A 24,067-nucleotide genomic window follows, 5' to 3' on the forward strand; every position below is an offset into this window, starting at 1 on the left:
CTCCCGTCTAGAAGAGTGCGCTGGCCAGCGCGCGACGGGCCCCGGCCACTGCCGGATCGTCCGGGCCGGCCACGCTGAACAGCGACAACAGGTGTTTGCGGACGGCGTCACGGTCGTCGCCCGAGGTGCGTTTGATCAGCTTGACCAGCCGCTCGTACGCCTTGTCGGCCTCGCCGCTGAGCACCTCGAAGTCGGCCGCGAGCTGCTGGGCGGCCAGGTCGTCGGGGTCGGCCTCGGCCTTGGCGAACGCGCCCGCCGGGTCGACACCGCCCACCCGGCGGTAGAGCGCCACCTGGGCCAAACCGGACTCGGCGGCCGCGTCGGCCGGGGACTCGGCGAGGATCCTCTTGTACGCCGCCTCGGCGGCCTCCAGGTCGCCGACCATCAGTGCGTCGTCGGCCGCGTCGATCCGCGGGTCGGCCGGCTCCTCGACGGCGATGCCGCCCGCCTTGAGGACGGCATCCACATACTGCTTCACCTGGTGCTCCGGGAGCACGCCGGTGAAGCCCTCGACGAGCTGGCCGCCGACGACCGCGACCACCATCGGGATGCCCTGCACACGCAGCGCCTGGGCGAGCCGCGGGTTGGCGTCCACATCGATCCGGCCGAGCACCCAGGAGCCGCCGCCGGCCGCCGCCAGCCGCTCCAGGATCGGCGAGAGCTGCTTGCAGGGCTCGCACCAGTCGGCCACGAAGTCGAGGATGACCGGGGTCGTCAGGGAACGCTCGAGAACGGCCGTCTGGAAGTTGGCCTCGGTGATGTCGATGATCGTCTCGGGCCCGCCACCCGGGAAGCTCACGGCCGGGGCACCGTCGTCGGGGCCGCTGCTCGCGGCCGGGCGGCTCGGCGCCGCCGACGGAGAGGGGGCCGGGGCGCGCAGCGCGCTGAGATCCACCGCGCCGCGGGTGAAGATCGACGGAGTGGTCCGTGGGTCGCTCATGGTTACCTAGTCTCGCACGCTGACAAGACGGTTCGGCGTGCCGCGGCACGGCCGATATCGGACGTCACAACCGTCCGTGCTGCCGATACTCGACCCCGCCGCGCCGTTCCGCAATATCAACAATCCGACCCGCCCGGAATATGCCTTACCGACCGTTTCCGGAATCAGAAACGGGCGGGCTCCCGGTAGATGCCCCACTCGTCCTTCAGCGCGTCGCAGATCTCACCGAGGGTCGCTTCTTGGCGGGCCGCGTCCAGCATCGGGGGGATCATGTTTTCTCCGCTGCGGGCCGCGGCCACCATGCGGTCGAGAGCGGCTTTGACGCGTACGGAATCCCGGGAATCTTTCCGCGCACCCAGCTCGCGCCGCTGCACCAGCTCGACCTCGTGCGAGACGCGGAGAATTTCGAGTTCTTTCGCCACCGTGCCGGTGTGCGCGTTGACCCCGACGATGCGCTTCTCGTTCTTCTCCAGGGCCTGCTGGTAGACGAAGGCCGCCTCGGCGATGTTGGCGGTGAACCAGCCGTCCTCGATGCCGCGCAGGATGCCGGCGGTGAGGCTGCCGTCGTCGCCGAGCTCGCGGATGCGCGCGAAGATCTCCTCCGCCTCGGCCTCGATCCGGTCGGTGAGCTGCTCCAGGTACCACGAACCGCCGAGCGGGTCGGCCACGTTGACCACACCCGTCTCCTCCATCAGCACCTGCTGGGTGCGCAGGGCGATCTCGGCCGACTCGTCGGTGGGCAGCGCGAGCGTCTCGTCGAGGGCGTTGGTGTGCAGCGAGTTCGTCCCGCCGAGGATCGCGGCCAAGGCCTCCACCGCGGTCCGGACCACGTTGTTGACCGGCTGCTGGGCGGTCAGCGAGACCCCGGCGGTCTGCGTGTGGAACTTCAGCCAGAGCGCCTTCTCGCTGGTCGCGCCGTAGTCGTCGCGCAGGTGCCGGGCCCAGATGCGACGGGCGGCGCGGAACTTGGCGATCTCCTCGAAGAAGTCGATGTGCGAGTCGAAGAAGAAGCTCAGCCCGGGGGCGAACTCGTTGACGTCGAGCCCGCGCGACAGCCCCAGCTCGACATAGCCGAAGCCGTCGGCCAGCGTGTAGGCCAGCTCCTGCGCGGCGGTCGAGCCCGCCTCCCGGATGTGGTAGCCGCTGACCGACAGCGGCTTGTACTTCGGGATCTCCCGCGCGCAATATTCCATCAGGTCGCCGATCAGGCGCAGGTGCGGCTCCGGCGCGAAGAGCCACTCCTTCTGCGCGATGTACTCCTTGAAGATGTCGGTCTGCAGGGTGCCGTCGAGCCGGCTCAGGTCGGCGCCCTGGCGCTCGGCGGCCACCAGATACATACAGAAGACCGGGACCGCGGGCCCGGAGATCGTCATGCTCGTGGTGGTCTTCTCCAGATCGATGCCGCCGAAGAGCACCTCCATGTCGGCGGCCGAGTCGATCGCCACCCCGCAGTGCCCGACCTCGCCCAGCGACTGCGGGTCGTCGGAGTCCCGGCCCATCAGCGTCGGCATGTCGAACGCCACGCTGAGCCCGCCACCGCCGGCCGCCAGGATCATCTTGTAGCGCTCGTTGGTCTGCTGCGCGTTGCCGAACCCGGCGAACTGCCGGATGGTCCAGGTGCGCCCGCGGTAGCCGGTCGGATAGAGCCCCCGGGTGTAGGGGAACTCGCCCGGCCAGCCGATCCGGTCGAACCCCGGATAGCCGGCCCCGTCGGGCGGCCCGTAGACCGGCTCGACCGGAGAACCGGAGAGCGTGGTGAAGTCCGCGTCCCGCTTACGTGCGGCGTCGTAGCGCCGTTGCCAGCGCTCCCGTCCGGCGGCGATGTCGGCAGCATCCATGCCGCCATCGTAGAGGGTCGACTGAACGATCCCTAAGGCAAAGTTGTCACACGCGGTGGTCGAGAATCCACGCTTGGGGATTGCCCCGCCGGAAGAGCATCTTCATCATCGTCGGCAGCATTGCGTCGCGGATCGCGGCGCCGACCGGGCCGGCCGTCTTGCCGCTGCCGTTGCGCCGGCCGGCCGCCACCACGCGCTCCACCCGGGGGCGACGGATGCGCTCGTAGTCGGCCAGGGTGCCGCCCTCGGCCAGGCAACGGCCCAGGACCACGGCGTCCTCGATCGCCATCGACGCGCCCTGGCCGGCCGACGGGGCCACCGCGTGGGCGGCGTCGCCGGTCAGCACCACCCGGCCGGAGTGCCAGACCGGGACCCGGCGCAGGTCGTCGGTGTTCCACGGGCCGATCGCCACGTCGGTGGCGCGGATGATGGCGGCGGCCGGCAGCGCGTCCTCGGCGAACAGTTCGATCAGGTGCGCCCGCCACGCCTGAGGGGTGAAGTCGCCCGGGCGGGCCGGCTCCCGGCTCGGCGGGTTGGCGAACCACCACACCGAACCGTCCGGCGCCGGGGCCCAGCCGAAGAAGGCCTTCCGGCCGAAAGCCATGTGCATGAGGCCGGGGGTGCGGTCCAGGTCGGCGTCGATCGGGCCGGTGGCAAACCCACCCGCGTTGAGCAGGCCGAGGTAGGTGGGTTCGGGACCGGTGGGGTTGAGGATCTGGCGCGTACGGGAACGGAGGCCGTCGGCGCCGACCAGCAGGTCGCCCTCGACCTCCGCGCCGGTGAACGCGGCCGTGACACCGCCGGGGTGCTCGGTGTAGCCGGTGAGGCGCCGGTCGTACTCCATCGGGATGCCTCGGTCGGCCGCGACCGCGCGCAGCGATGCGTAGAGGTCGGCACGGCGGATCGTCGTCGTCACCGTGCCGTCGGCGGCCGGGCCGCCGAGCGGGAGCACCGCCAGCCGCCTGCCCGCGCTGTTGCTCATGGTCATGCCCGGGGTGGGAAAGCCGGCCGCGAGCACCCGGGCCGGGTCGAGATCGAGGGCGCGCAGGGCGGCGAGGCCGTTGACGGCCACGGTCAGGAAGGCCCCGCGCTCGTCGGCGACCCCCGCGGGCCGGGACTCGAAGAGCCGGGGCTGCCAGCCGGCGCGCTGCAGGGCGATGGCCGCGACGGTGCCCGCGACGCCACCGCCGGCGATCAGTGCTGTCTTAGTCATAAGATGACTATGCATAACATGACTAAGAATCGTCAACCCCGTAGGCTGGCCGCGTGACATCGGAGAAACCGCGCCGGTCCACGCTGGGCATGGTCCTGCTGGCGCTGCTCATGGAAGCGCCGATGCACCCCTACCGGATGCAGCAGATGATCAAGGAGCGCGGCCAGGACCAGCTGGTCAACGTGGCCCAGCGCAACAGCGTCTACCAGGCACTCGACCGCCTCGTGCGGGACGGACTGGCCCGCCCGGCGGGCAGCACCCGGGAGGCCGGGCGGCCGGAGCGGACCGTCTACGAGATCACCCCCGACGGCGAGGCCACCATGCGGTTGTGGCTGATCGGGATGCTGCCGACACCGGGGCGGGAGTTCCCGGAGTTTCCGGCGGCGCTGGCGTTCATCGCGGTGCTGGCGCCGGCGCAGGTGCGGGAGTTGCTCGGGCGGCGCCTGGACACCCAGGAGCAGCGGCTCGCGGCCGTCCGCGAGCAGGCGCCGCCGGGTCTGCCGCGGCTGTTCCTGATCGAGGACGAATACCGCGCCGCGATGTTGGCGGCCGAGATCGCCTGGCTGCGGCAGCTGGTGACCGACCTGGACAGCGGCGAGCTCACCTGGAGTCGCGAGATGATCGAACAGACTCTGCAGCAGTTCGGGTAGCCGGAAGTCGCCCGGCCGACAGCCCTAACCGGGCAAGGGCGTTAGCCTCCCACCATGGTCCGCAGCGTGCCGGAGAAGTTCCTGGTGGCGTTCTCGCTCGCCGGGGAACAACGCACGCTCGTGCGAGCGGTCGCCGAGGAACTCGAACGCAGGCTTGGCGAGTCCACTGTCTTCTACGACGAGTGGTTCGAATTTTACCTGGCCGGCGGCGAGGCCGATCTCAAGCTGCAGCGCATCTATCTCGAGCGGTGCGAGCTGGCGGTGATCTGCATATCCGGCGAGTACGGCAATAAGCCGTGGACCGTTGCCGAGCACGCCGTGGTGCGAGCGCGCTATATGGCGGCCACCGGGTCAGAACTCGATCGCGACCGGATCCTGCCCCTGCGCGTCGGCGAGGGCCACGTTGACGGCGTCCATCTCAACGACCACGTTCCCGACCTGCGCGGCCGATCCCCCGCCGACGCGGCTCAGCTGATCATCGACCGACTCAGCTACGTCGCGCCGACGCGCATCAAGCCGGCCCAGGTCCCTCACTGGCCGCAGCAGACGCCGGCCTTCCGATGGCCGATGGCGAACCACGGAGAGGCACAGGCCGCCTTCTGCAATCTGCTGATGCACGGCAGCCCAGTCCGGATGCTGCCGATCCAGGGTGGAACGGAGACCGGCAAGTCCAGCCTCGCGAAACAGATGGAACGTAACGTGGCCGAGCTGCTCCCCGAACTGCGGTGCGGCCGATTCGACTTCAAGGGCGGGGTGAGCCAGCGGATCGAGACCGAGGCCTTCGCCGGATCGCTCGGGCTCACCGTGCCGGACCGATCCCCGGACAGCGACCAGCTCAAAAGTGTCCTCAGCCAACTGCACCACCTGCCGAGACCCACGGTCATCATCCTCGACACGTACGACGAAGCGGGCGAGGACGGGACGTGGCTGGAGCGCGCTTTCCTTCCCCAGTTGCGCCGCAGCGAATGGCTCCGGATCGTCATCCTGGGCCGGCAGGTGCCGTCCGGCCGGGATGCGGTGTGGGAGTCGATCGCGGCACCTACGGTTCCGCTCACGCAGCCCGACGCGCAGGCATGGTTCGAGTACGGCCGGAGACTGAACCTGGATGTGGAACTCGACCTGGACTTCGTCACCAGGCTGCATCAGTTGGCCGCCGGGCGGCCGGCACCGCTCCGGGAACTCTTCGACACGAGGCGGCCATGAACGGACTGGAGGATTCGCTTCGCATCCTCTCGGAGGCTGCCGGTGATCCGGCGCTGATCTATCTCGCCACGATCGAGCTCAAATTTCCGGAACTGTCGCCGCCGGAACGCGCGTCGCTGCGGGAAGCACTCGAGGCCGCGGCGGTACCGCACTGGTGCGACCGCGAGATTCTGGCCGCCCTCCTCGACGTAGACCAGGACAGGGCGACCGTTCTCTGGGAGAAGCTGTCCGGCCTGTCCGTCGTGGAATCGTTCCGCGCTCGAGGGGAGGCGGCGCGCAACGTCCATGCTGCGGCGCGATCGGCGATCCGGCATCGGCTCGCCGAGACCGACCTCGACCACCTCCGATTACTGAGCAGTCGTGCAGCCAACCACTTCTCCTCCGACGGCGGACCGGCGGACCGCATCGAGCGGCTGTTCCATGCGCTGCTGTCCGATCCCGACGAAGGCATCCGCATTCTCGAACAGGCGACCAGCGGGTGGATCTGGAATATCAGCCACGAGGTGCGGTACGCCCTCACGATGGCTCTGAGTGAGCTCCTCCATGAAGGCCTCCTCACCGGTCGCGCCGAACTCTGGATCCGAGTCATGATCATGGAGCATCGCGCCAGTATCGAAGGAGACTCGGCGTTCCGTGAGCCTGTTGCCCAGCTGTTGAGTGAGGCGAGAGCAGTCGGTGACCGGCGGCTCATCGCGGAGGTCCTGGTAGTCGCGGGCGACGCTGCCCGGTCGAGCGGAGATCTGGGAAGCGCGCACGCGGCCTTCGAGGAATACCGGATGATGGCAGCGGAAATGTCAGAGCAGGATCCTGCCGACCCGGACCGCCGACGCGAGGTCGCGAATGCCCACGGTCGGCTCGGCGACGTCGCGCTCGACCGCGGCGACCTGGACAAGGCCCGGGCGGAGTACGAACGGAACCGGCAGATTCTGGCGACTCTGATCGCAGAGGATCCCGCGAATATGAACTGGCAGGTCGACCTGGCGTTGGCCTACGGCGGGCTTGCCACGATAGCCGGCGACCAAGGAGACGGCGCCGGCGCCCGCGCCGCGCTCGACCAGGCCTTGTCGATCATGGCCATGCTGTCGGGGCAGGATCCGGACAACACCGAATTGCGCTACGAACTCGCAGTGATGCACCTCAGAATCGGGATCCTCGCTCACGATGAAGGTGATCTCGTCAGCGCGCTACAGGCCTACCAGCAGTTCCTCGCGATCCTCACGGACCTGACCGCGCAAGACCCCAGCAACGTCAACTGGCAGCGCGACCTGGCTGTCGCCTACAGCCATCTCGCGAGCGTGGCCCTCGATCGGGAGGATCCGGACGGCGCCCAGGCGGCCAATGAGCAGCACCTCTCGATCGTCGCCAGGCTGGCAGCGGTGGATCCCGGCAACACCGTCTGGCAGCAGGACTTGGCCGTCGCCCATTCCAGGACCGGCGACATTGCTCTGGCCCGCAACGATCTGGGCAGCGCAGCGCGGGCCTATCGCCAGAACCTGTCCATCCTCACGCAGTTGACGGTGCGGGACCCGAGCAACGTTGCCTGGCAGCGGGAATTGGCCATCGCGCACTCCAAAGAGGGGGATGCGGCGTTCCAGAGCGGTGACCTCGGCGGCGCGAGGCAGGCGTACGAGCAATACCGATCGGTGTCCGCGACCTTGACGACGAAGGCGCCCGGGAGCGCCTTCTGGCAGCGCGACCTGGCAATCGCCCATGCCAAGCTGGGTGACGTGGCTTCGGCCGAGGAGGAGTACAGCCAGGCCAGGGACCACTACGAGCAGTACCGGTCGATCATGGCGCGGCTGGTAGATGTCGACCATAACAACACGGACTGGCGGCACGGTCTTGCCGTCGCCCTCTGGCGCATGGGCGATGTGGTGCAGGACCTGGACGACGCCCGGATCGCCTACCAGCAGAGCCGATCGGTCATGGTCGGCCTCGTTACACAGAACCCAGGCAACGCGAACTGGCGGATGGAGCTGGCGTCGATCGACGCGAGGCTCGCAGGTCTCGACCAGGAAGCCGACACCGACGTCACAGACCTTTGATCAGGTCTTCCGCGGCAGCGTACGGGTCGATCTCGCCGGCGGCGACGGCTGAGGCGAGCGTGCTCAGCGCCGTACCGTGCTTGAGGTCGCCGATCCGGGCCCGCAGCGTGCCCAGGGCGATGGCCTCGACCTCGACCGAGGCTCGCCGCTCGCGGCGGGCCGTCAGGTTTCCGGAGGTCTCCAGCCAGGTGCGGTGCTTCTCGATCGCGGTGAGCACGTCGTCGATGCCCTCAGCGCGTACCGCCGTCGCCCGCACCACCTGGGGGCGCCAGTCGCCGGCCGCGCGCTCTCCCAGGCCGAGCATGCCCTGGATGTCGCGGTAGGTGGCGTCGGCGCCGGGGCGGTCGGCTTTGTTGATCACGAAGACGTCGGCGATCTCCAGGACGCCGGCCTTGACCGCCTGGATGGCGTCGCCCATGCCGGGGGCCAGCAGGACGAGCGTGGTGTCGGCCAGCGAGGCGATCTCCACCTCGGCCTGGCCGACGCCGACCGTCTCGACGAGGATGACCTCGCAGCCGGCGCCCTCCAGGACGCGGACCGCCTGCGGGGTCGCCGCCGAGAGGCCGCCCAGCTGGCCACGGCTGGACATCGACCGTATGTAGACGCCGCGGTCGGTGGTGTGTTCCTGCATGCGGATGCGGTCGCCGAGGATCGCGCCGCCGGTGAACGGGCTGGACGGGTCGACTGCCAGCACGCCTACCCTCCGGCCGGCCGCGCGCAGGGCCTTGACCAGCTCGTTCGTCGTGGTGGACTTGCCCACCCCGGGTGAGCCGGTGAGGCCGACCACCTGGGCGTGGCCGGCGTAGGGCGCCAGCGCGGCGGCGACCTCGGGCAGCGCCGGGTCGCCGTTCTCCACCAGGGTGATCAGCCGGGCCACCGAGCGTGCATCGCCCTCGCGCGCCCGGGCGACGAGGGTGGGAACGTCGTGGCGTCGGCTCACCCTGTGCCTGATGCGCGTGGACTCGTGGCCCTCGGCCGTTTGCCCGCTCTCGGCGGGCAACTCGCGCTCGGTGCGCTCGCTCACGCGGCCGGAACTTCGATGACCAGGGCGTCGCCCTGACCGCCGCCGCCGCAGAGGCCGGCCGCGCCGAGGCCGCCGCCGCGGCGCTTGAGCTCCAGCGCCAGGGTCAGCACCAGGCGGGCGCCGGACATGCCGATCGGGTGGCCGAGCGCGATCGCGCCGCCGTTGACGTTCACGATCTCTTCCGAGACGCCGAGCTCGCGCATCGACTGGATGACCACCTGGGCGAACGCCTCGTTCATCTCGACCAGGTCGAGCTCGTCGGCGGTGCGGCCGGCCTTGGCCAGCGCGTGCTTGATCGCGTTGGCCGGCTGGGACTGCAGCGAGCTGTCGGGGCCGGCCACGTTGCCGTGCGAGACGATCTCGGCGAGCCAGGTGAGGCCGAGATCCTGCGCCTTGGCCTTGCTCATCACCACGACCGCGGCGGCGCCGTCGGAGATCGGCGAGGACGAGCCGGCGGTGATCGTGCCGCCCTTGACGAACGCGGGGCGCAGCTTGCCGAGCGTCTCGGCGGTCGACTCGGGGCGGACGCCCTCGTCGGTGTCGATCAGCAGGTCGGTCTCGCGCACCCCGCCCGGGATCGGCACGATCTCCTCGGCGAAGTGGCCGTTCTTCTGCGCGGCGGCGGCCCGCTGGTGGCTGCGCGCGGCGAACTCGTCCTGCTCCTCGCGGGTGATGTCGAGCTTGGCCCCGCTGTGCTCGGTCGCCTCGCCCATCGAGATGCCCTCCCACGGGTCGGTGAGCCCGTCGAAGGCGGTGTGGTCGCGCACCAGCACGTCGCCGAACTTGGCGCCCTGCCGCTGGTTGAGCAGCAGGTGCGGGGCGTTGGTCATCGACTCCATGCCGCCGGCCACCACGATGTCGAACTCGCCGATCCGGATCAGCTGGTCGGCCAGGGCGATCGCGTCGAGCCCGGAGAGGCAGACCTTGTTGACCGTCACGGCGGGCGTGCTCATCGGGATGCCGGCCGCCACGGCGGCCTGCCGGGCGGTGATCTGCCCGGCACCGGCCTGCAGCACCTGCCCCATGATCACGTACTGCACCTGGTCGGGGCGGACGCCGCCGCGCTGCAGGGCAGCCTCGATTGCGTAGCCGCCGAGCTCGGTGGCCGGCAGATTTTTCAGGTTGCCGAGCAGTCGGCCCATGGGAGTGCGGGCGCCGCTCACGATTACCGAGGTGGTCACGGTTGATCGCTTTCTCGGGGATCGGCCGGGGAGGTTCTTTTGCGGCCTGAACGGTGGTTCAAGTAAGACTACGTAGATGACTGAGGTGTCACCTAATGCCACTGAGCCCGACAATGTCACATCACTCGGTGTCGAGCTCCTGCGTATCGATCACGTCGGCATCGCGGTACCCGATCTTGATGCTGCACTCACCTTCTACGCCGAGATCTTCGGCATGCACTGTGTGCACGAAGAGACGAACGAGGATCAAGGGGTACGGGAAGCGATGCTCGCGGTCGGCGACGGCAGTGGCCCGCGCCTGCAACTTCTCGCCCCGCTGCGGCCGGATTCGGCGATCGCCAAGTTCCTCGACCGCAGCGGCCCCGGCCTACAGCAACTGGCCTACACGGTGGCCGATGTCGAGGCGGCGACGGCCGCCCTGCGCGCTCGTGGCCTGCGGGTGCTCTACGACACCCCGCGCCGGGGCACGGCCGGCTCGCGGATCAACTTCGTGCATCCCAAGGATGCGGGTGGGGTTCTGGTGGAATTGGTGGAGCCTGCGTGATTGCTCCCCGTCCGGGTGAATCCTCCTGACGGCAGGGCCCCTGGCCTGGCAGGATCGGGGACATCGAGCGGCGCGACCGTGGCGCCGCTCACCCCGAACCCGGATACAGCAGGTGACAGCCCGGCGAAGGTTGATCGCCGGACGGCCCCAACCCGCTGCCCGAACGGCGGACCTGTTCGCTCCCGGGCAGCTCAAAGCTGATCTACGTGTCTTTTCTGTTGCCGGTCCGCTCTTGCGTGGCTGGTGCGTCTTCGCCAGGATGGCCCAATGCCTCAGCAGCAGGATCAGAACTTGGCATTTTTCGACGGCGCGAACTCGCAGCACGACTTCACCGTCGTCCTCCGCGGATATGACCGCGGCCAGGTGGACGCGCACCTGGGCCGGCTTGTCGCCGCGCTGAACCAGTCCGAGCAGGCCCGCGGTGAGGCCGAGCAGCGGATGAACGATGCGCAGCGCCGGCTGCGCCAGGCCGAGCAGCGGCTCAACGCGGTGGAGCAGAAGCTCTCCGACAGCAACAAGCTGCTCGAGGAGAACAACCGGCCGACGCTCTCCGGTCTGGGCACCCGGGTCGAGCAGATCCTGCGGCTGGCCGAGGAGCAGGCGAACGATCACCGCAGCGAGGCGAAGCGCGAGTCCGAGGGCATCCTCTCGGCCGCCCGTCTCGAGTCCCGCGAGATCACCGACAAGGCGCGCGCTGAGGCCGCCGCCATGAAGGCGACCGCCGAGCGCGAGGCCGGCCAGGTCCGCACGCACGCCGAGCGGGAGGCGGCCGAGGCCCGCGTCCAGGCCCGGCGCGAGGCCGACACCCTGCGGTCCGACGCCGACCGCGAGACCAAGCAGCTGCGCACGGTCACCGCGCACGAGGTCGCCGAGCTGAAGTCGACCGTGGAGCGTGAGGTCGCGTCGATGCGCGCCACCGCCGAGCGGGAGATCACCCAGCTGCGCGCCAAGACCTCCCGCGAGGCCGAGGAGAAGCGCGCCGAGGCGACCAAGCTGCTGACCGACGCCCGCGACAAGCGCGACAAGGACCTGCAGTCCCTGGCGCTGGAGATCGCCGAGCGGCGGGAGAAGGCCGAGGGCGAGGAGTCCCAGCGACACGCCGCCCAGGTCAACGCGACGCAGAAGATGGTGTCCGAGGCCGAGGAGCGCGCCCGCGCCGCCGAGGACCGCGCCAAGGAGATCGAGCAGCGCGCCGAGCAGCGCCGGGTCGAGTCCGAGCGCAACGCGATCGAGACCACCGAGAAGGCCCGGGCCCTGTCCGAGAAGACGGTGACCGAGGCCCGCTCCGAGGCGCAGCGCCTGATGAGCGAGGCTCGCACCGAGGCCGAGCTCACCACCCAGGCCGCCAAGCGCGAGGTGGACGACCTCACCCGCCAGAAGGACCAGGTCACCAACCAGCTCGGGCAGATGCTGTCCGGCCTGTCCGGCCTGGTGCCGGGCGTGGGCGGTGCCGCCAAGCCGAACGCGGTGGCCGAGGCGGCCGCCGCTGCCGCCAAGCAGGCCGAGGCGCCCACGCAGCGCACGCCCGACGCGGAGAAGAACGGCTCGGCCGACAAGCCGCTGCCGGCCAAGACGAACTCCTGAGTCGTTCGACACTTTCGCCTCCGGTTGCGTACCCGCGAGGAGTACGCGACCGTTGAGCGGTCGGCCGCGAACAAATAGATGAAGGCCGTATCGGAGTTTCTCCGGTACGGCCTCAATCGTTTTGCGCGCGTAGCCTTGCTTCGGCAAAGTCGGCACAGACAAATCACAACTAGACGCATACTCCGGCCAGGACGGTGTGTATCGGGTCGTGACGGGACGATGCGTATGTGAGGATGGGGAGCATGTCGCACGGCGGTGAAATCTTCGGTCTCGGCGGAGACGTGGCCACCGAGCCCAACTTCGAGACCGCCATCCGTGGGTACGAGCGGAAGCAAGTAGAGCGGTATGTGACGCGGGCCGAAAACGAGATAGCCGCGCTGGCCGCCGAGCGAGAACAGGCGTATTCCCAGATCCAGGGCATGGCCGCGCAGATCGAGCGGCTGCAGCAGGAGATCACCCAGGTGCGCCGTCAGGGCGGCATCGGGCCCGAGGTCTCCTTCCGCCACCTGGGCCCACGGGTCGAGCAGATCCTCGCCCTCGCCGAGGAGCAGGGTGAGGCGATCAAGGCCTCGGCCACCGACGACATCGCCGCCCGGCTCGCCGAGGCCGAGCGCATCCGGGCCGAGGCCGACGCGCACGCCCACGACGCCGTCCGCGACTTCGAGATCGCACTGGCCGCCCGCCGGGCCGAGGAGCATCGGGCCGACGCCGGCCGGCGCGCCGAGTCGGACAAGGCGCTCGCCGCCACCCGGCAGGCCGCCGAGCAGATGCGGGCCGAGGCCGAGGCGACGCTGGCCCGGGCCCGCACCGACGCGCAGCAGCTGGCCGAGAAGACCGCCCGCGAGGCGCAGCGCGCCCGGGCCGAGGCCGACGGTTACGTGCAGTCCACCCGCATGCAGGCCGACCAGGAGATCAAGGCGCTGCGGGAGAAGACCCAGCTCGACATCGCCGGCCGGCGGGCCGGTGCCGACCGCGAGCACAGCGAGCTCAAGGCCACTGTGGAGAACGAGCTCGCCCAGCGCCGCCAGGCCGTGGTGCAGGAGCTGGCCCAGCTGCGCACCGGGGTCGAGAAGCAGTGCGCCGACCTGCGCAGCGAGGCCGACAAGTACGCCGAGGAAGTGCTCCGCCGCTCCGACGACCAGGCCACCGCCGTACGCAACGAGATCGCCGCGCAGCAGGAGAAGATCACTCAGGCCGCGTCCGACCTCGAGGTCGCCCAGGCCAAGGTCGGCGAGGCCGAGCGCAGGCTCGCCGCCGCCCAGGAGCGGGCCCGCCAGGGCGAGCAGGAGGCCGACGAGGTCCGCAAGCGCCTCGAGCAGGTGCAGAAGGATCTCGAGGTCGGCCTGAAGCGGGTCGCCGACGCCAAGCGGGACGGCGAGGCCGCCGAGAAGCGCGCCATCGACGTCCGCCGCCAGGTGCAGAAGGAAGCGAAGCGGGTGGCCGAGCTGGCCGCCGCCGCGGTGATGGCGGCCGCCGCCTCCCCGGAGGATCTGGACGAGCCGGCCGAGGAGAAGTCGATCGCCGGTGGACCGGTCGGCGCGCACGCCGCGGTCGAGCCGGCACCCGCCCCGGCGAAGGTCACCGCGTCGGCCAAGGTCACCGTGCCGCCGGCCAGCCGGGTCGGCGCGGACGCCGAGTAGGCGCCGCTAGCGCAGGTGCGATAACGTCCCCGCCGAATCCATCGGCGGGGAGGGACGGTTCGCGGTGACCGCAGACGACAACACGATCGACGACACTGCGGTCGAGGAACCGCCCGAGGACGCGGCCGACCTCGATGCTCGGGAGGGGCGCTTCGGCACGCCCGGGCCGCCCCTGGACCGTCGCAATCCGTTCATGATCGGCCTGCTCGGCGGGCTCGGCGTCATCCTGGCTTACGCGATCTTCCTCGGCGTACGCAATGCGGCCTCCATCTTGGTGTTGATCTTCATCGCCATGTTCCTGGCGATCGGGCTCAACCCGGCGGTGACCCGCCTCCGTAAATGGCACATCCCGCGCGGCGGTGCGGTCGCGATCGTGGCGCTGGTCGTGCTCGGGCTGCTGGTCGGCGGCATCATCGCGCTGATCCCGCCGCTGGTCACCCAGACCAACGAGCTGATCAAGAACGTCCCCGACTACATCACCAGCCTGCAGCGCAACCAGACCATCAACGACCTGGTCGAGCGCTACGACATCGTGGCGAAGGTGACCAGTGCGGTGAACCCCGGCACGGTCGGCGGGGCGCTCGGCGGCGTGGTCGGCGGGGCGAAGCTGCTGTTCGGCACGATCTTCAACACGCTGACCGTGCTGGTGCTGACCATCTACTTCATGGCGGCGTTCGACCGGCTGCGCGAGTCGGCGTATTCGCTGGTGCCGGCGTCGCGGCGGAGCCGGGTGCGGCTGCTCACCGACGAGATCCTCACCAAGGTCGGCGCCTACATGGTGGGCGCGCTGGCGATCGCGGTGCTGGCCGGTGCGAGCACCTGGGTGCTCGCCATGATCCTCGGCTTGGCGTACCCGTTCGCGCTGGCCGTGGTGGTCGCCGTCTGCGACCTGATCCCGCAGATCGGCGCCACCCTCGGCGCCGTGATCGTGAGCCTCGTCGGGTTCGCCTCGTCGCTCACCGACGGCCTGGTCTGCGTGGTGTTCTTCATCATCTACCAGCAGATCGAGAACTATCTGATCTACCCGGCGGTGATGCGCCGGTCGGTCAAGGTCAGCGACGTGGCCGCGGTGGTCGCGGCGCTGCTCGGGGTGGCGCTGTTCGGCGTGGTCGGCGCGCTGGTGGCGATCCCGATGGTGGCCGGCATCCAGCTGATCATCCGCGAGGTCGTGGTGCCTAGTCAGGAAGCTCGCTGAGCGGACCGGGCACGGGCACGTCGGAGAAGGCGGCGACGGTCCGGTCGGCGTAGGCGTTCATGTCGCCGCTCTCCATCGGGCCGTCCCAGGTCCGCGGCAGCGGGACCGGCACCTCCGGGGCGACCCGGCGGACGATCTCGTCGAGCACCTTCTCGGCGTCGCCGACCCAGAGGTGCTTGGCGCCGGCCATCGGCACCACCTCGGCCTGGTCGCCGAAGCGGGCCAGTGCCTCGGCCGGGCGCAGGTAGTCGTCGAACTCCGGGATCAGGGCGGTCAGCGGCTTCCCGCTCGCCGACCAGGCGGCCAGGTCGGACGGCTGCGAGAAGCGCAGCGGCGGGGACAGCAGGATCGCGCCGGTGATCGCCGGGTCGAGGCCGTGCATCAGGGTCAGGTCGGTGCCGAAGGACCAGCCCAGCAGCCAGATGGTGGGCAGCTCGGCGAACTCCGCGTACTCGATGGCGGCGGCCACGTCGTACTTCTCGCCGGTCCCGCCGTCGAATTTTCCGCCGCTCGTACCTCGTACGCTGCTGGTGCCCCTGGTGTTGAAACGCAGCACGGCGAGGCCGGCGAGGGCCGGGAGCCGCCACGCCGCCTTCCGGAAGACGTGGCTGTCCATCATCCCGCCGTGCGTCGGCAGCGGATGCAGGCACACGAGCGTGGCGACCGGATCGCGGTCCAGCGGGCGCGCCAGCTCACCGACCAGGGTCAGGCCGTCGGCGGTGTGCAACTCGATGTCCTCCCGGTGGGCGGGAAGGATCGAGTTGGCGCGGATCTGACTGGTTGTCATGGAGTTGATTTTCACCCATAGCGCGGAGCGTTGCGCGAGCGCTCCACCCCCGGGCCGCGCCGGTCACGTGCCTTCCAGCAACCGGTGTGCCAGTGCCGCCGGTCGGTCTCGTCGCCGCGGCCGTCGATCGGCCAGGCCACCACGTGCGCCACGCCCGGCCGGATCTCCTGCATGCAACCCGGGCAGCGGTACGTCTTCACGGCCGCCCCACCGAAGATCGAGCGCACCATCCACTCGCCGTCCTGCCACTGCTGGACGCCCTCGATGCCCTTGCGGACCCGCTCGTCGGTCAGCGGCGGCGGCACCTCCGAGTCGCGGCGGCGGGGATGGTTACGGCGAGGGCTCACAGATCCAAGAGTACGGGCAGGCCAACTTAGTGACTCACGGGTAACAAGCGACATAGACTCCGGAGATGACGGCTACTCACGTTCCCGGTGTGCCGGTGCTCGAAGACGGCGTGCTGATCTCGACCAACCCCGCCACCGGCGAAGAGGCCGGTCGAGTGCCGATCGCCGACGAGAAGGCCGTCGTCGTCGCCGTCGAGCGGGCCCGCGAGGCCGGCCTCTGGTGGCAGAGCCTCGGCTTCGCCGGCCGCAAGGACCGTCTGCTGCGCTGGCGCTCGCTGATCGTCCAGCGGATCGAGGAGCTGGCCGAGCTCACCAGCCTGGAGACCGGCAAGCCGAACGCCGACGCGATCGTCGAGGCGGTCGCCGCCGTCGAGCACCTCGACTGGGCGGCCCGCAACGCCAAGAGCGTCCTCGGCCCCCGCAAGGTGCGCACCCGCCTGCTGCTCGCCGAGCACGCCGGTCATCTCGAATACCAGCCGTACGGCGTGGTCGGCGTGATCGGCCCGTGGAACTACCCCATCGTCACCCCGGTCGGCCCGATCAGCGGCGCGCTCGCCGCCGGCAACGCGGTCGTCTTCAAGCCGAGCGAATACACCCCGATCGTCGGCCAGTGGCTTGTCGACACGTTCGCCGAGGTGGTGCCCGAGCAGCCGGTGCTGCAGGCGGTGCACGGGCTCGGCGACGTGGGCGCCGCGCTGTGCCGCTCGGGCGCCAACAAGATGGCGTTCACCGGCTCGACCGCCACCGGCAAGAAGGTGATGGCCGCCTGCGCGGAAAACCTGATCCCGGTGGTGATCGAGGCGGGCGGCAAGGACGCGCTGATCGTCGACGCCGACGCGGACATCCCGGCGGCCGCCGAGGCGGCGGTCTGGGGCAGCATGACCAACGCCGGCCAGACCTGCATCGGCATCGAGCGGGTGTACGCGGTGGCGCCGGTCTACGACGCACTGGTCAAGGAGATCGTCGCCAAGGCCGGCAAGCTGCGCACCGGCCAGGAGATCGGCCCGATCACCATGCCGAAGCAGCTCGACATCATCCGCGAGCACATCGACGACGCACTGGCCAAGGGCGGTAAGGCGGTGCTCGGCGGCGCCGACGCCGTGCAGCCGCCGTTCGTGTCGCCGACCGTGCTGGTGGACGTGCCCGCCGACTCGACCGAGATCCGCGACGAGACGTTCGGGCCGACCCTGACCATCACCAAGGTGGCCGACGCCGACGAGGCGATCCGGCTGGCCAACGACACCGCGTACGGGCTGGGCGGGGCGGTCTTCGGGAAGAAGAACGCGATCCGGATCGCCCGCCGGCTGCGTTCCGGCATGGTCGCGGTCAACTCGACGCTCACCTTCGTCGGCATGGGCAACCTTCCGTTCGGCGGTGTCGGCGACTCCGGCTTCGGCCGCATCCACGGCGAGGACGGCCTGCGGGAGTTCGCCCGGCCCAAGGCGATCACGGTCCGCCGGGCCCGGTCGCTGCTGCCGTCGATGACCTTCGAGCGGACTCCGGCGCAGGTGGGCCAGATCGTCAAGGCCGTGCGCCTGCTCTACGGTCGCCGGTCCTAAGCTGGGCGGGTGGTAGTAGATCACCCGGCCGTCGAAGTTTCCCGGCTGCACGTCGCGTACGGCTCCACGCCCGTACTCGTGGACGTGTCGTTGAAGGTCAAGGCCGGCAGCGGCGTCTGCGTCACCGGCGAGAACGGCATCGGCAAGTCGACGCTGCTGCGCTGCGTGAGCAGTCTCCAGCAGCCGGACGACGGCGAGATCCTGGTCTTCGGCGGCACCCCCGGCGCCACCCCCGAGTTCTGGCGGGCCGTGGTCACCACCGTCGAGCCCCCGACGTGGTATCCGGGGCTGACCGTCCGCGAGCACGCCGAGCTGGTCTGCCGCGCGCACGGGCAGGACCCGGACGAGGCCGGCATCGACGAGGCGCTGGAGCGTTTCGGTCTGGCCGGGCACGGCGACGCGATCCCGCCGTCGCTCTCCTCCGGCCAGAAGCAGCGGCTCACCCTCGCCGTCGCGATGCTGCGGCCCAGCTCGCTGCTGATCCTGGACGAGCCGGAGCAGCGCCTCGACCCGGACGGCCGGGCCGAGGTCGCCGCCCTGCTCGCCGCATACGTGGCCGACGGCGGCTCGCTGCTGATGGCCAGCCACGACGACACTTTCGCCGAGGCGTCCGGCGCCGAGCTGACCACGATGGAGTCGCTGAGCGCGGTCACACCGTGACCGCCGTCCCGCTCGCCCCGGTCCGCCGCTGGATCCTCCGGCGGCAGTCCGCGCACCGCGAGCGCGGCGCCACCGCCGGCAACATCTACTTCACCGTCCTCTTCATCGCCATCGTCGGCGGCATGCTGCACAAACAGCTGGCGGTGGTCTTCTGGCCCACCCACCCGAACGCGTCAAGCCTCGCCGCCGCCTCCCTGACTCCGGTCCTCTTCGGGCTCCTCTACCTGGCGTTACGCCGCTTCGGCCCGCTCGCGCTGAGCCGTCCGGCCGCCTCCTGGCTGCTGCCGGCCCCGGTGAGCCGACGCCGCCTGCTACTGCCGTCGCTGCGGCTGACCGCGATCGTGGCGGCGATCATCGGCGCGCTGGCCGGCACCGCGATCGTCGGGCACGCCGCGCCGCGCTCGCTCGACGGTTCCGCCATCGCCCTTCTCGCCTCCGGCGCGGGCCTGGCCGGCATCGCCCTGCTGCTGGTCGCGCTGGCCGCGCAGGCGGGCGGTCGCTGGGGCGACCGGCTCGACGCGGTGGTCTCGCTGCTGCTCGCGGCCGGGCTGGCCGGCCTGGTCACCGACGCGACGACGGACCATCCGGTCGCGGCGGGCGGGTGGCCCACCGCCGGGACGCTGGTTCCGCTGGTGGGTGCGGTCACGCTGGTCGTCGGCTTGCTGTTCGCGCTTGCCGTACGCGGACTCGCGCGCACCCCGAACGAACGCATCCTGGAGTCGGCCAAAACCGCCGGCGCCCTGTTCGACTCCGCGTTCGGGATGGAACCGTCCTTCCTCACCGACATGATCGAGCGCCGCTACTGGGCCCACCGGAAACTGCGCTCGGTCCGGTTGCCGGCCCGCCTGCCGATCCTGGTCGGCCAGGACCTGCTGCTGGTCGCCCGGCGACGCCGCCGCCTGTTGTGGCTGGCCCTGGCGGCCGCCCTGCCCGTGCTGCTCGAGGACGCTCCGCACTGGCTGATCGCCGTGGCCGTGCTGATCGGCGCGATGCTGGCCGCTTCGACCGCGGGCGGCAACGTGAAGACCGACGCCGGCAACCCGATGCTGCTCCGCCTGCTCGGCCTGAGCTCCCGCGACTCCGTCCTGCAACGGATGTGGGTCCCCGGCGTGCTGGCGGCCGCCTGGTCGGCGCTGGCCCTGGGCCTGCTCTCCGCCCTGGACGAACTGCCGCCCGGCCCGTGGTGGGCGCTCGGCCTGGCACTGGGCCCGGTGGGCGCGGTGGCGGCGGTGCGGCGGGCGCGAGTCGGTTTCGTCCGCAACGAGCTGCTGCCCCTGGACACCCCGATGGGCACGGTCTCGACCGGCCCACTGGTCAACGCCCTGATCGGCCCGGACGCCCTGTTGCTGGGCCTGCCCGCCCTGGTCAACATCGTCCAGAACCAGGAGCTGACCTGGCTGAGCGTCCTGGTCCAGGCCGCGGTCGGCGCCCTGGGCGCCCGCGCCTACTTGGCCGGCACCACGGCCACCGACCGAGTAGAGCTACACGCTCAGCGCTGATCCGCCGCGAAGGAATGGATGTAGCTCAAGGCCGCGTTCAGGGCCGCGCGCAGCGGTCGGATGTCGCGCATGGTCTGGGTGAGCAGGGTTCCACCCTGGAGGGCGGTCAGCAGCGCCAGGGACAGCTCGCCGAGGTCGGCGTCGGGCCGCAGATCGCCGCGGTCGCGCATGGCGCGCAATGACTGCTCGAGAAGGCCCTGCCAGCGCAGGAAGCCGTTGCTGAGGTCCTGCCGCGAGTCCTCGTCGGCCGCGCCGAGCTCCCCGGCCAGGGAGCCGAGCGAGCACTCCCCCCGGCACCCGTTCTCCTCCTGCCGCTGGATCGCCGCGTCGGCCCAGGCCCGTAACGCGTCGAAGCAGTCGAGCGCGCCCATCATCGGTCGCCCCGGGACCGGTTCGGCGTCGGCCTGCCGGGTGATGACCGCTCGGATCAGGGCCTGCTTGCTGTCGAAGTAGTGGTAGATCTGCGATCCGCTCACCCGAGCCGCCTTACGCACGTCCTCGGTGCTGGTGCCGACGACCCCGCGCTCGGCGATGAGCTCGACCGCCGCCTGGAGGATGCGGTCCCTGGTCGCCTGGCCCTTGCGGGTCAGCTTGGGAATCCTGGCCGTCGTGTCCGTCACGCACCCATCCTAACTTTTTGGGTTGCTCAACCCAAAAACTGTGATAGGAATTGGACAGCTCAACCCAGAAAAGAGGCTGCCATGACCGACCTGACCGGACGCACCGCCCTGATCACCGGCGCCACCGCCGGCATCGGCCGCGCCGTCGCCCTCAAGCTCGCCGACCGTGGTGCCGAGGTCATCGCCCATGGCCGGGACGCGCGCCGGGGCCAGGAGTTGGTGCACGAGATCGAGCAGCGTGGCGGGAAGGCGCGTTTCGTGGCCGCCGACCTCGCCGACGCCGGTGCGGTGACCCGGCTCGCCGCCGAGGCGGGCGACGTCGACATCCTCGTCAACAACGCCGGCGTCTACGCCTTCACCCGCACACCCGACACCAGCGCCGACGACTTCGACCGGCACATCGCGATCAACACCCGCGCACCGTTTCTCCTGGTGGGTGCGCTCGCGCCGGCGATGGCCGAGCGCGGCCGCGGCGCGATCGTCAACATCACATCGACGGCGGCGACCCTGGCCGCGCCGGTCGGCGCCGCCTACGGCGCATCGAAGGCGGCCGTGGAGTTGCTGACCCGCTCCTGGGCCACCGAGTTCGGCGCGGCCGGCGTCCGGGTCAACGGCGTGTCGCCGGGCCCGGTGCGCACCGACGGCACCGAACAGATGCTCGGCGACAACATCGCCGTGCTCGCCCAGGCCAACATCCGCGGCCGCGCCGGCGAGCCCGACGAGATCGCCGACATCGTGCTCTTCCTCATCGACGACCGAAGCAGCTACATGAACGGCACCGTGGTCCTCGCCAACGGCGGCGAGCGCAGCCTGATGCCCGGCTAAGGCCGGACCGGCTAGAGCTAGAAGAGCGTGAGCTCGTTGCGTTCCATGCCTCGTAGGCGGTCGTAGTCGACTACCACGCAGCGGATTCCTCGGTCGGTGGCCAGGACCCGGGCCTGGGGCTTGATCTCCTGGGCGGCGAAGATGCCGGCCACCGGGGAGAGCAGCGGGTCGCGGTTCATCAGTTCGAGGTAGCGGGTCAGCTGCTCGACGCCGTCGATCTCGCCTCGGCGTTTGATCTCGACCGCTACCGAACCGCCGCCGGCGTCCTTGCAGAGCAGGTCGACCGGGCCGATCGCGGTCATGAACTCGCGGCGGACCAGGGTCCAGCCCTCGCCGAACGTCTCCGGGTGGGCGGCCAGCAGCTCCTGCAGGTGCGCCTCCACACCATCCTTCTGCAGGCCCGGGTCCACGCCCAGGTCGTACGAGGTGTCCTGGAAGATCTCCTCCAGGGTGATCCGCAGTTCCTCGCCGGCCTTGTTCACCACCTTCCAGACCCCGGGTGCCTCCTGCAGCTTGCACGGGGGGCTCATCCAGTTCAGCGGTTTGTAGGCGCGGTCGTCGGCATGGATCGACACCGAGCCGTCGGCCTTGACCATCAGCAGCCGGGTGGCGGGAGGCAGGTGGGCGGACAACCGTCCGACGTAGTCGACGGAGCACTTCGCGATGACCAGGCGCACCGGACGACAGTAGCGGACCCGGTCGGCGGGCCGGGAACGAGCACGCGGATGCCATGCTGGATTCGTGCTCGAAGTGCTGACCGGAACGGGGCTGGCCGCATCCGCCGGCCTCAATGCCTACATCCCCCTGCTCGTGATGGGCCTGCTCGCCCGGTATTCCGACCTCATCGATCTGCCCAACGGGTGGACCTGGTTGTCCAACGGCTGGGTGCTGGTCATTCTCGGCGTGCTGCTCGCCGTCGAGGTGGTGGCGGACAAGGTGCCGGTGGTCGACCACGTCAACGACGTGGTGCAGACCGTGGTGCGGCCGACCGCGGGCGGGCTCGCGTTCGGGGCCGGCTCGTCGGCGCAGACGGTGACGGTGAGCGACCCGGGTTCGTTCTTCTCCTCACACCAGTGGGTTCCGGTCGCGGCCGGCGTGTTGATCGCCCTCTGTGTGCACGGGGTCAAGGCGGTCGCCCGGCCGGTGGTGAACGTGAGCACCGCCGGATTCGGGGCGCCGGTGGCGAGCACGGTCGAAGACATCGGCAGCGTTCTGATGTCCGTGCTGGCCATCCTGATGCCGGTGTTGGTCCTGGTAGGACTCGGTTTTCTGGGCTGGGGCGCGGTCGCCGTGGTCCGCCGGCGGCGACGTAGGAGAGCTCTTGCCGCTTCCGGCGCGCCGCACTCGTTTGGTTGACTGCTCGGGTGCTCGCGCTCGCCGTACCCGTCTTCGCCCTCTCCTGGTGGGCCGCCTGCTATCTGATCGGCCGGGATCCGGCGCGCGGCGCCCTCGCGCGGGCGGCCGCGGCGGTCACGGCGTACGCCATCGGGGTGGCCGCCTGGGCCGTCTGGCCGGATTCTCGCCTCGCTCAGATCCTGCTCTGCGTGCCCGCGTTGTTCTGGGCCGGCGCAGCCGTGGCCCTGCTGCCGCGCAACCTGCCGGAGCGCCGTCAGATCGACGTCGGATGGCTGGTGCTGTCGGCGTTCTTCCTGGCCATGGTGGTGGCGCTGCCGTCGGCGGGCCGGCTCGTCGCGCTCGCGCCGCTGGTCGGCGGGCTGGTGCTGATCTGGCGGTTCCGCGATCAGGTGCAGCCGCACATGCTGCCGGCCGCGCTCGCCGTGGTCGCCGGGCTCTACGCGCTCGGCCTGGTGGTGCTGCTGCTGCCGATCGATCTGGGCTCGCCGATGCTGGTGATCGCCGCGATCGGGGTCGACCTGATGATGCTGGCGTTCCTGATGGCGGTGGCCGACGCGCTGGACGTGGGTGAGCGGCTGCGGCCCGATCTGATCCGCTCGATCACCGCGGCGGTGGTCGCCACCGTCGCGGTCGGCCTCCCGGCGATCTTCACGATCCGGGCCGCCGACTCCGCGGTGGTGACGCTGCTGCAGTTCGTGCTGGTCGGCCTGGTGATGACCGGGGTCGGGCTGAGTGGGCGGCTGCGCCGGCTGCTGGACCGGCTCGGCCTGCGCGGCGACGACCGGCTCCGGCAGGACCGCGGCGCGCTGCTGCTGCTGGCCGAGGCGCTGCCCCGGCACCGGCAGCGGCATCGGCTGATCGCCACCCGGCAGGAGGACTTCCTGCGCTTCACCCGGCAGGCGCTGGACAACTACCGGCATCTGGGCCGGCTGATGCGCAGCCCGCTCACCGACCTGCCGGCGGTCGACAAGCGGCTCGCCGGGGCGACCGTCGAGCAGGCGCCGGTCCGGGCCCTGGAGTTGCGGGCGGTGCTGGCCGAGAGCATCGACCGGCTGCGGCCGGCCGGGGCGTTCGCCACCTCGGACGAGTGGCGGCACTACAACGCGCTGCACTTCTGTGTGGTGCTCGGCCTCAACCCGTACGGGCGACGGCGGCCGAAGACCGACGGGCTGGACCGGGAGGCGCGCCAGGCGCTCGACTGGATGCGCCGCTACGTTCCGCGGCGCACGCTGCGGCGCTGGCAGGCGGAGGGCGCCTCGATCGTGGCCCGCCGATTGTGGGACGAGTTGACCAATGCCGACCCGCGCTGGCTGACCCGGGCACGGGCGAGCTGACGACACGCAGCACAGAATCGCCC

Annotated in this window: 22 protein-coding genes; 13 read left to right on the forward strand and 9 right to left on the reverse strand. The window is 70.6% G+C overall.

Annotated elements, in window-relative coordinates; all coding sequences use genetic code 11:
- Positions 1–7: 7 nt before the first annotated feature.
- The 3 genes from Adu01nite_RS02170 to Adu01nite_RS02180 all read right to left on the reverse strand — a co-directional run bounded on the left by Adu01nite_RS02170 (position 8) and on the right by Adu01nite_RS02180 (position 3,991).
- Positions 8–940, reverse strand: coding sequence for a tetratricopeptide repeat protein (locus Adu01nite_RS02170; protein WP_203724501.1), 933 nt, complete (start codon positions 938–940; stop codon positions 8–10).
- A 164-nt stretch (positions 941–1,104) separates the two neighbouring features.
- A complete protein-coding gene (gene icmA, locus Adu01nite_RS02175; protein ID WP_203724502.1) occupies positions 1,105–2,778 on the reverse strand; it encodes a coenzyme B12-dependent isobutyryl-CoA mutase large subunit in 1,674 nt (557 codons plus the stop codon).
- 46 nt (positions 2,779–2,824) lie between these two features.
- Positions 2,825–3,991 (reverse strand): FAD-dependent oxidoreductase, encoded by a 1,167-nt coding sequence (locus Adu01nite_RS02180; RefSeq protein WP_203724503.1) that lies wholly within the window; start codon positions 3,989–3,991, stop codon positions 2,825–2,827.
- 53 nt (positions 3,992–4,044) lie between these two features.
- On the opposite strand from Adu01nite_RS02180, the gene Adu01nite_RS02185 reads away from it, so the two are divergent.
- From Adu01nite_RS02185 to Adu01nite_RS02195, 3 genes are read left to right on the forward strand one after another with little or no spacing between them, the layout of a single operon-like run.
- Positions 4,045–4,641 carry a PadR family transcriptional regulator gene (locus Adu01nite_RS02185; RefSeq protein WP_239132072.1) on the forward strand — a complete coding sequence of 199 codons (597 nt, stop codon included), beginning with the start codon at positions 4,045–4,047 and terminating at the stop codon, positions 4,639–4,641.
- 54 nt (positions 4,642–4,695) lie between these two features.
- Positions 4,696–5,844 carry a TIR domain-containing protein gene (locus tag Adu01nite_RS02190; RefSeq protein ID WP_203724504.1) on the forward strand — a complete coding sequence of 383 codons (1,149 nt, stop codon included), beginning with the start codon at positions 4,696–4,698 and terminating at the stop codon, positions 5,842–5,844.
- Positions 5,841–7,889 carry a tetratricopeptide repeat protein gene (locus Adu01nite_RS02195; RefSeq protein WP_203724505.1) on the forward strand — a complete coding sequence of 683 codons (2,049 nt, stop codon included), beginning with the start codon at positions 5,841–5,843 and terminating at the stop codon, positions 7,887–7,889. Before Adu01nite_RS02190 ends, Adu01nite_RS02195 begins: the two co-directional genes overlap by 4 nt.
- Here Adu01nite_RS02195 and meaB read toward each other — a convergent pair.
- Positions 7,876–8,829, reverse strand: a complete 954-nt coding sequence (gene meaB, locus Adu01nite_RS02200) for a methylmalonyl Co-A mutase-associated GTPase MeaB (protein WP_203724506.1) — start codon at positions 8,827–8,829, stop codon at positions 7,876–7,878. The genes Adu01nite_RS02195 and meaB overlap by 14 nt on opposite strands.
- An 80-nt stretch (positions 8,830–8,909) precedes the next feature.
- Complete coding sequence (locus tag Adu01nite_RS02205; protein ID WP_203724507.1) at positions 8,910–10,094, reverse strand: acetyl-CoA C-acetyltransferase; 1,185 nt, start codon at positions 10,092–10,094, stop codon at positions 8,910–8,912.
- A gap of 76 nt (positions 10,095–10,170) precedes the next feature.
- On the opposite strand from Adu01nite_RS02205, the gene mce reads away from it, so the two are divergent.
- The 4 genes from mce to Adu01nite_RS02225 all read left to right on the forward strand — a co-directional run bounded on the left by mce (position 10,171) and on the right by Adu01nite_RS02225 (position 15,057).
- A complete protein-coding gene (gene mce / locus Adu01nite_RS02210) occupies positions 10,171–10,638 on the forward strand; it encodes a methylmalonyl-CoA epimerase (protein ID WP_203724508.1) in 468 nt (155 codons plus the stop codon).
- Between the two features lie 267 nt (positions 10,639–10,905).
- Positions 10,906–12,222, forward strand: coding sequence for a DivIVA domain-containing protein (locus tag Adu01nite_RS02215; RefSeq protein ID WP_203724509.1), 1,317 nt, complete (start codon positions 10,906–10,908; stop codon positions 12,220–12,222).
- 242 nt (positions 12,223–12,464) lie between these two features.
- Positions 12,465–13,862: a Laminin subunit beta-1 gene (locus Adu01nite_RS02220; RefSeq protein ID WP_203724510.1), complete on the forward strand. Its 1,398-nt coding sequence runs from the start codon at positions 12,465–12,467 to the stop codon at positions 13,860–13,862.
- A gap of 40 nt (positions 13,863–13,902) precedes the next feature.
- Positions 13,903–15,057 carry an AI-2E family transporter gene (locus Adu01nite_RS02225; protein WP_438871064.1) on the forward strand — a complete coding sequence of 385 codons (1,155 nt, stop codon included), beginning with the start codon at positions 13,903–13,905 and terminating at the stop codon, positions 15,055–15,057.
- Here the strand turns inward: Adu01nite_RS02225 and Adu01nite_RS02230 are convergent.
- Together Adu01nite_RS02230 and Adu01nite_RS02235 are read right to left on the reverse strand one after the other, a co-directional pair.
- Positions 15,038–15,844, reverse strand: coding sequence for an alpha/beta hydrolase (locus Adu01nite_RS02230; RefSeq protein ID WP_203724512.1), 807 nt, complete (start codon positions 15,842–15,844; stop codon positions 15,038–15,040). The genes Adu01nite_RS02225 and Adu01nite_RS02230 overlap by 20 nt on opposite strands.
- Positions 15,845–15,855: 11 nt before the next feature.
- Positions 15,856–16,191, reverse strand: coding sequence for an Rv1322 family protein (locus Adu01nite_RS02235; protein WP_239132073.1), 336 nt, complete (start codon positions 16,189–16,191; stop codon positions 15,856–15,858).
- A gap of 65 nt (positions 16,192–16,256) precedes the next feature.
- On the opposite strand from Adu01nite_RS02235, the gene Adu01nite_RS02240 reads away from it, so the two are divergent.
- Genes Adu01nite_RS02240 through Adu01nite_RS02250 form a run of 3 tightly spaced genes read left to right on the forward strand, consistent with a single transcriptional unit; the run spans position 16,257 to position 19,909 of the window.
- Positions 16,257–17,750 carry an aldehyde dehydrogenase family protein gene (locus Adu01nite_RS02240; RefSeq protein ID WP_203724513.1) on the forward strand — a complete coding sequence of 498 codons (1,494 nt, stop codon included), beginning with the start codon at positions 16,257–16,259 and terminating at the stop codon, positions 17,748–17,750.
- Positions 17,751–17,759: 9 nt separating this feature from the next.
- Positions 17,760–18,410: an ABC transporter ATP-binding protein gene (locus Adu01nite_RS02245; protein ID WP_203724514.1), complete on the forward strand. Its 651-nt coding sequence runs from the start codon at positions 17,760–17,762 to the stop codon at positions 18,408–18,410.
- A complete protein-coding gene (locus tag Adu01nite_RS02250) occupies positions 18,407–19,909 on the forward strand; it encodes a DUF6297 family protein (protein ID WP_203724515.1) in 1,503 nt (500 codons plus the stop codon). Before Adu01nite_RS02245 ends, Adu01nite_RS02250 begins: the two co-directional genes overlap by 4 nt.
- Here Adu01nite_RS02250 and Adu01nite_RS02255 read toward each other — a convergent pair.
- Positions 19,900–20,529, reverse strand: a complete 630-nt coding sequence (locus tag Adu01nite_RS02255) for a TetR/AcrR family transcriptional regulator (protein WP_239132074.1) — start codon at positions 20,527–20,529, stop codon at positions 19,900–19,902. The two genes, Adu01nite_RS02250 and Adu01nite_RS02255, sit on opposite strands and share 10 nt — an antisense overlap.
- Before the next feature lie 81 nt (positions 20,530–20,610).
- On the opposite strand from Adu01nite_RS02255, the gene Adu01nite_RS02260 reads away from it, so the two are divergent.
- Positions 20,611–21,354 (forward strand): SDR family NAD(P)-dependent oxidoreductase, encoded by a 744-nt coding sequence (locus Adu01nite_RS02260; RefSeq protein WP_203724516.1) that lies wholly within the window; start codon positions 20,611–20,613, stop codon positions 21,352–21,354.
- 17 nt (positions 21,355–21,371) lie between these two features.
- On the opposite strand, the gene nucS is transcribed toward Adu01nite_RS02260, so the two are convergent.
- The gene (gene nucS, locus Adu01nite_RS02265) at positions 21,372–22,031 is read right to left on the reverse strand and encodes an endonuclease NucS (protein WP_203724517.1); all 660 of its coding nucleotides are present in this window, start codon (positions 22,029–22,031) and stop codon (positions 21,372–21,374) included.
- 64 nt (positions 22,032–22,095) lie between these two features.
- Between nucS and Adu01nite_RS02270 the strand changes: the two genes are divergently transcribed.
- Together Adu01nite_RS02270 and Adu01nite_RS02275 are read left to right on the forward strand one after the other, a co-directional pair.
- Positions 22,096–22,710, forward strand: coding sequence for a DUF4126 domain-containing protein (locus Adu01nite_RS02270; RefSeq protein ID WP_203724518.1), 615 nt, complete (start codon positions 22,096–22,098; stop codon positions 22,708–22,710).
- Complete coding sequence (locus tag Adu01nite_RS02275; RefSeq protein ID WP_239132075.1) at positions 22,707–24,044, forward strand: hypothetical protein; 1,338 nt, start codon at positions 22,707–22,709, stop codon at positions 24,042–24,044. The genes Adu01nite_RS02270 and Adu01nite_RS02275 overlap by 4 nt, the downstream gene beginning before the upstream one ends.
- Positions 24,045–24,067: the final 23 nt, after the last annotated feature.

The organism is Paractinoplanes durhamensis (assembly GCF_016862175.1).
Classification (GTDB): Bacteria; Actinomycetota; Actinomycetes; order Mycobacteriales; family Micromonosporaceae; genus Actinoplanes; species Actinoplanes durhamensis.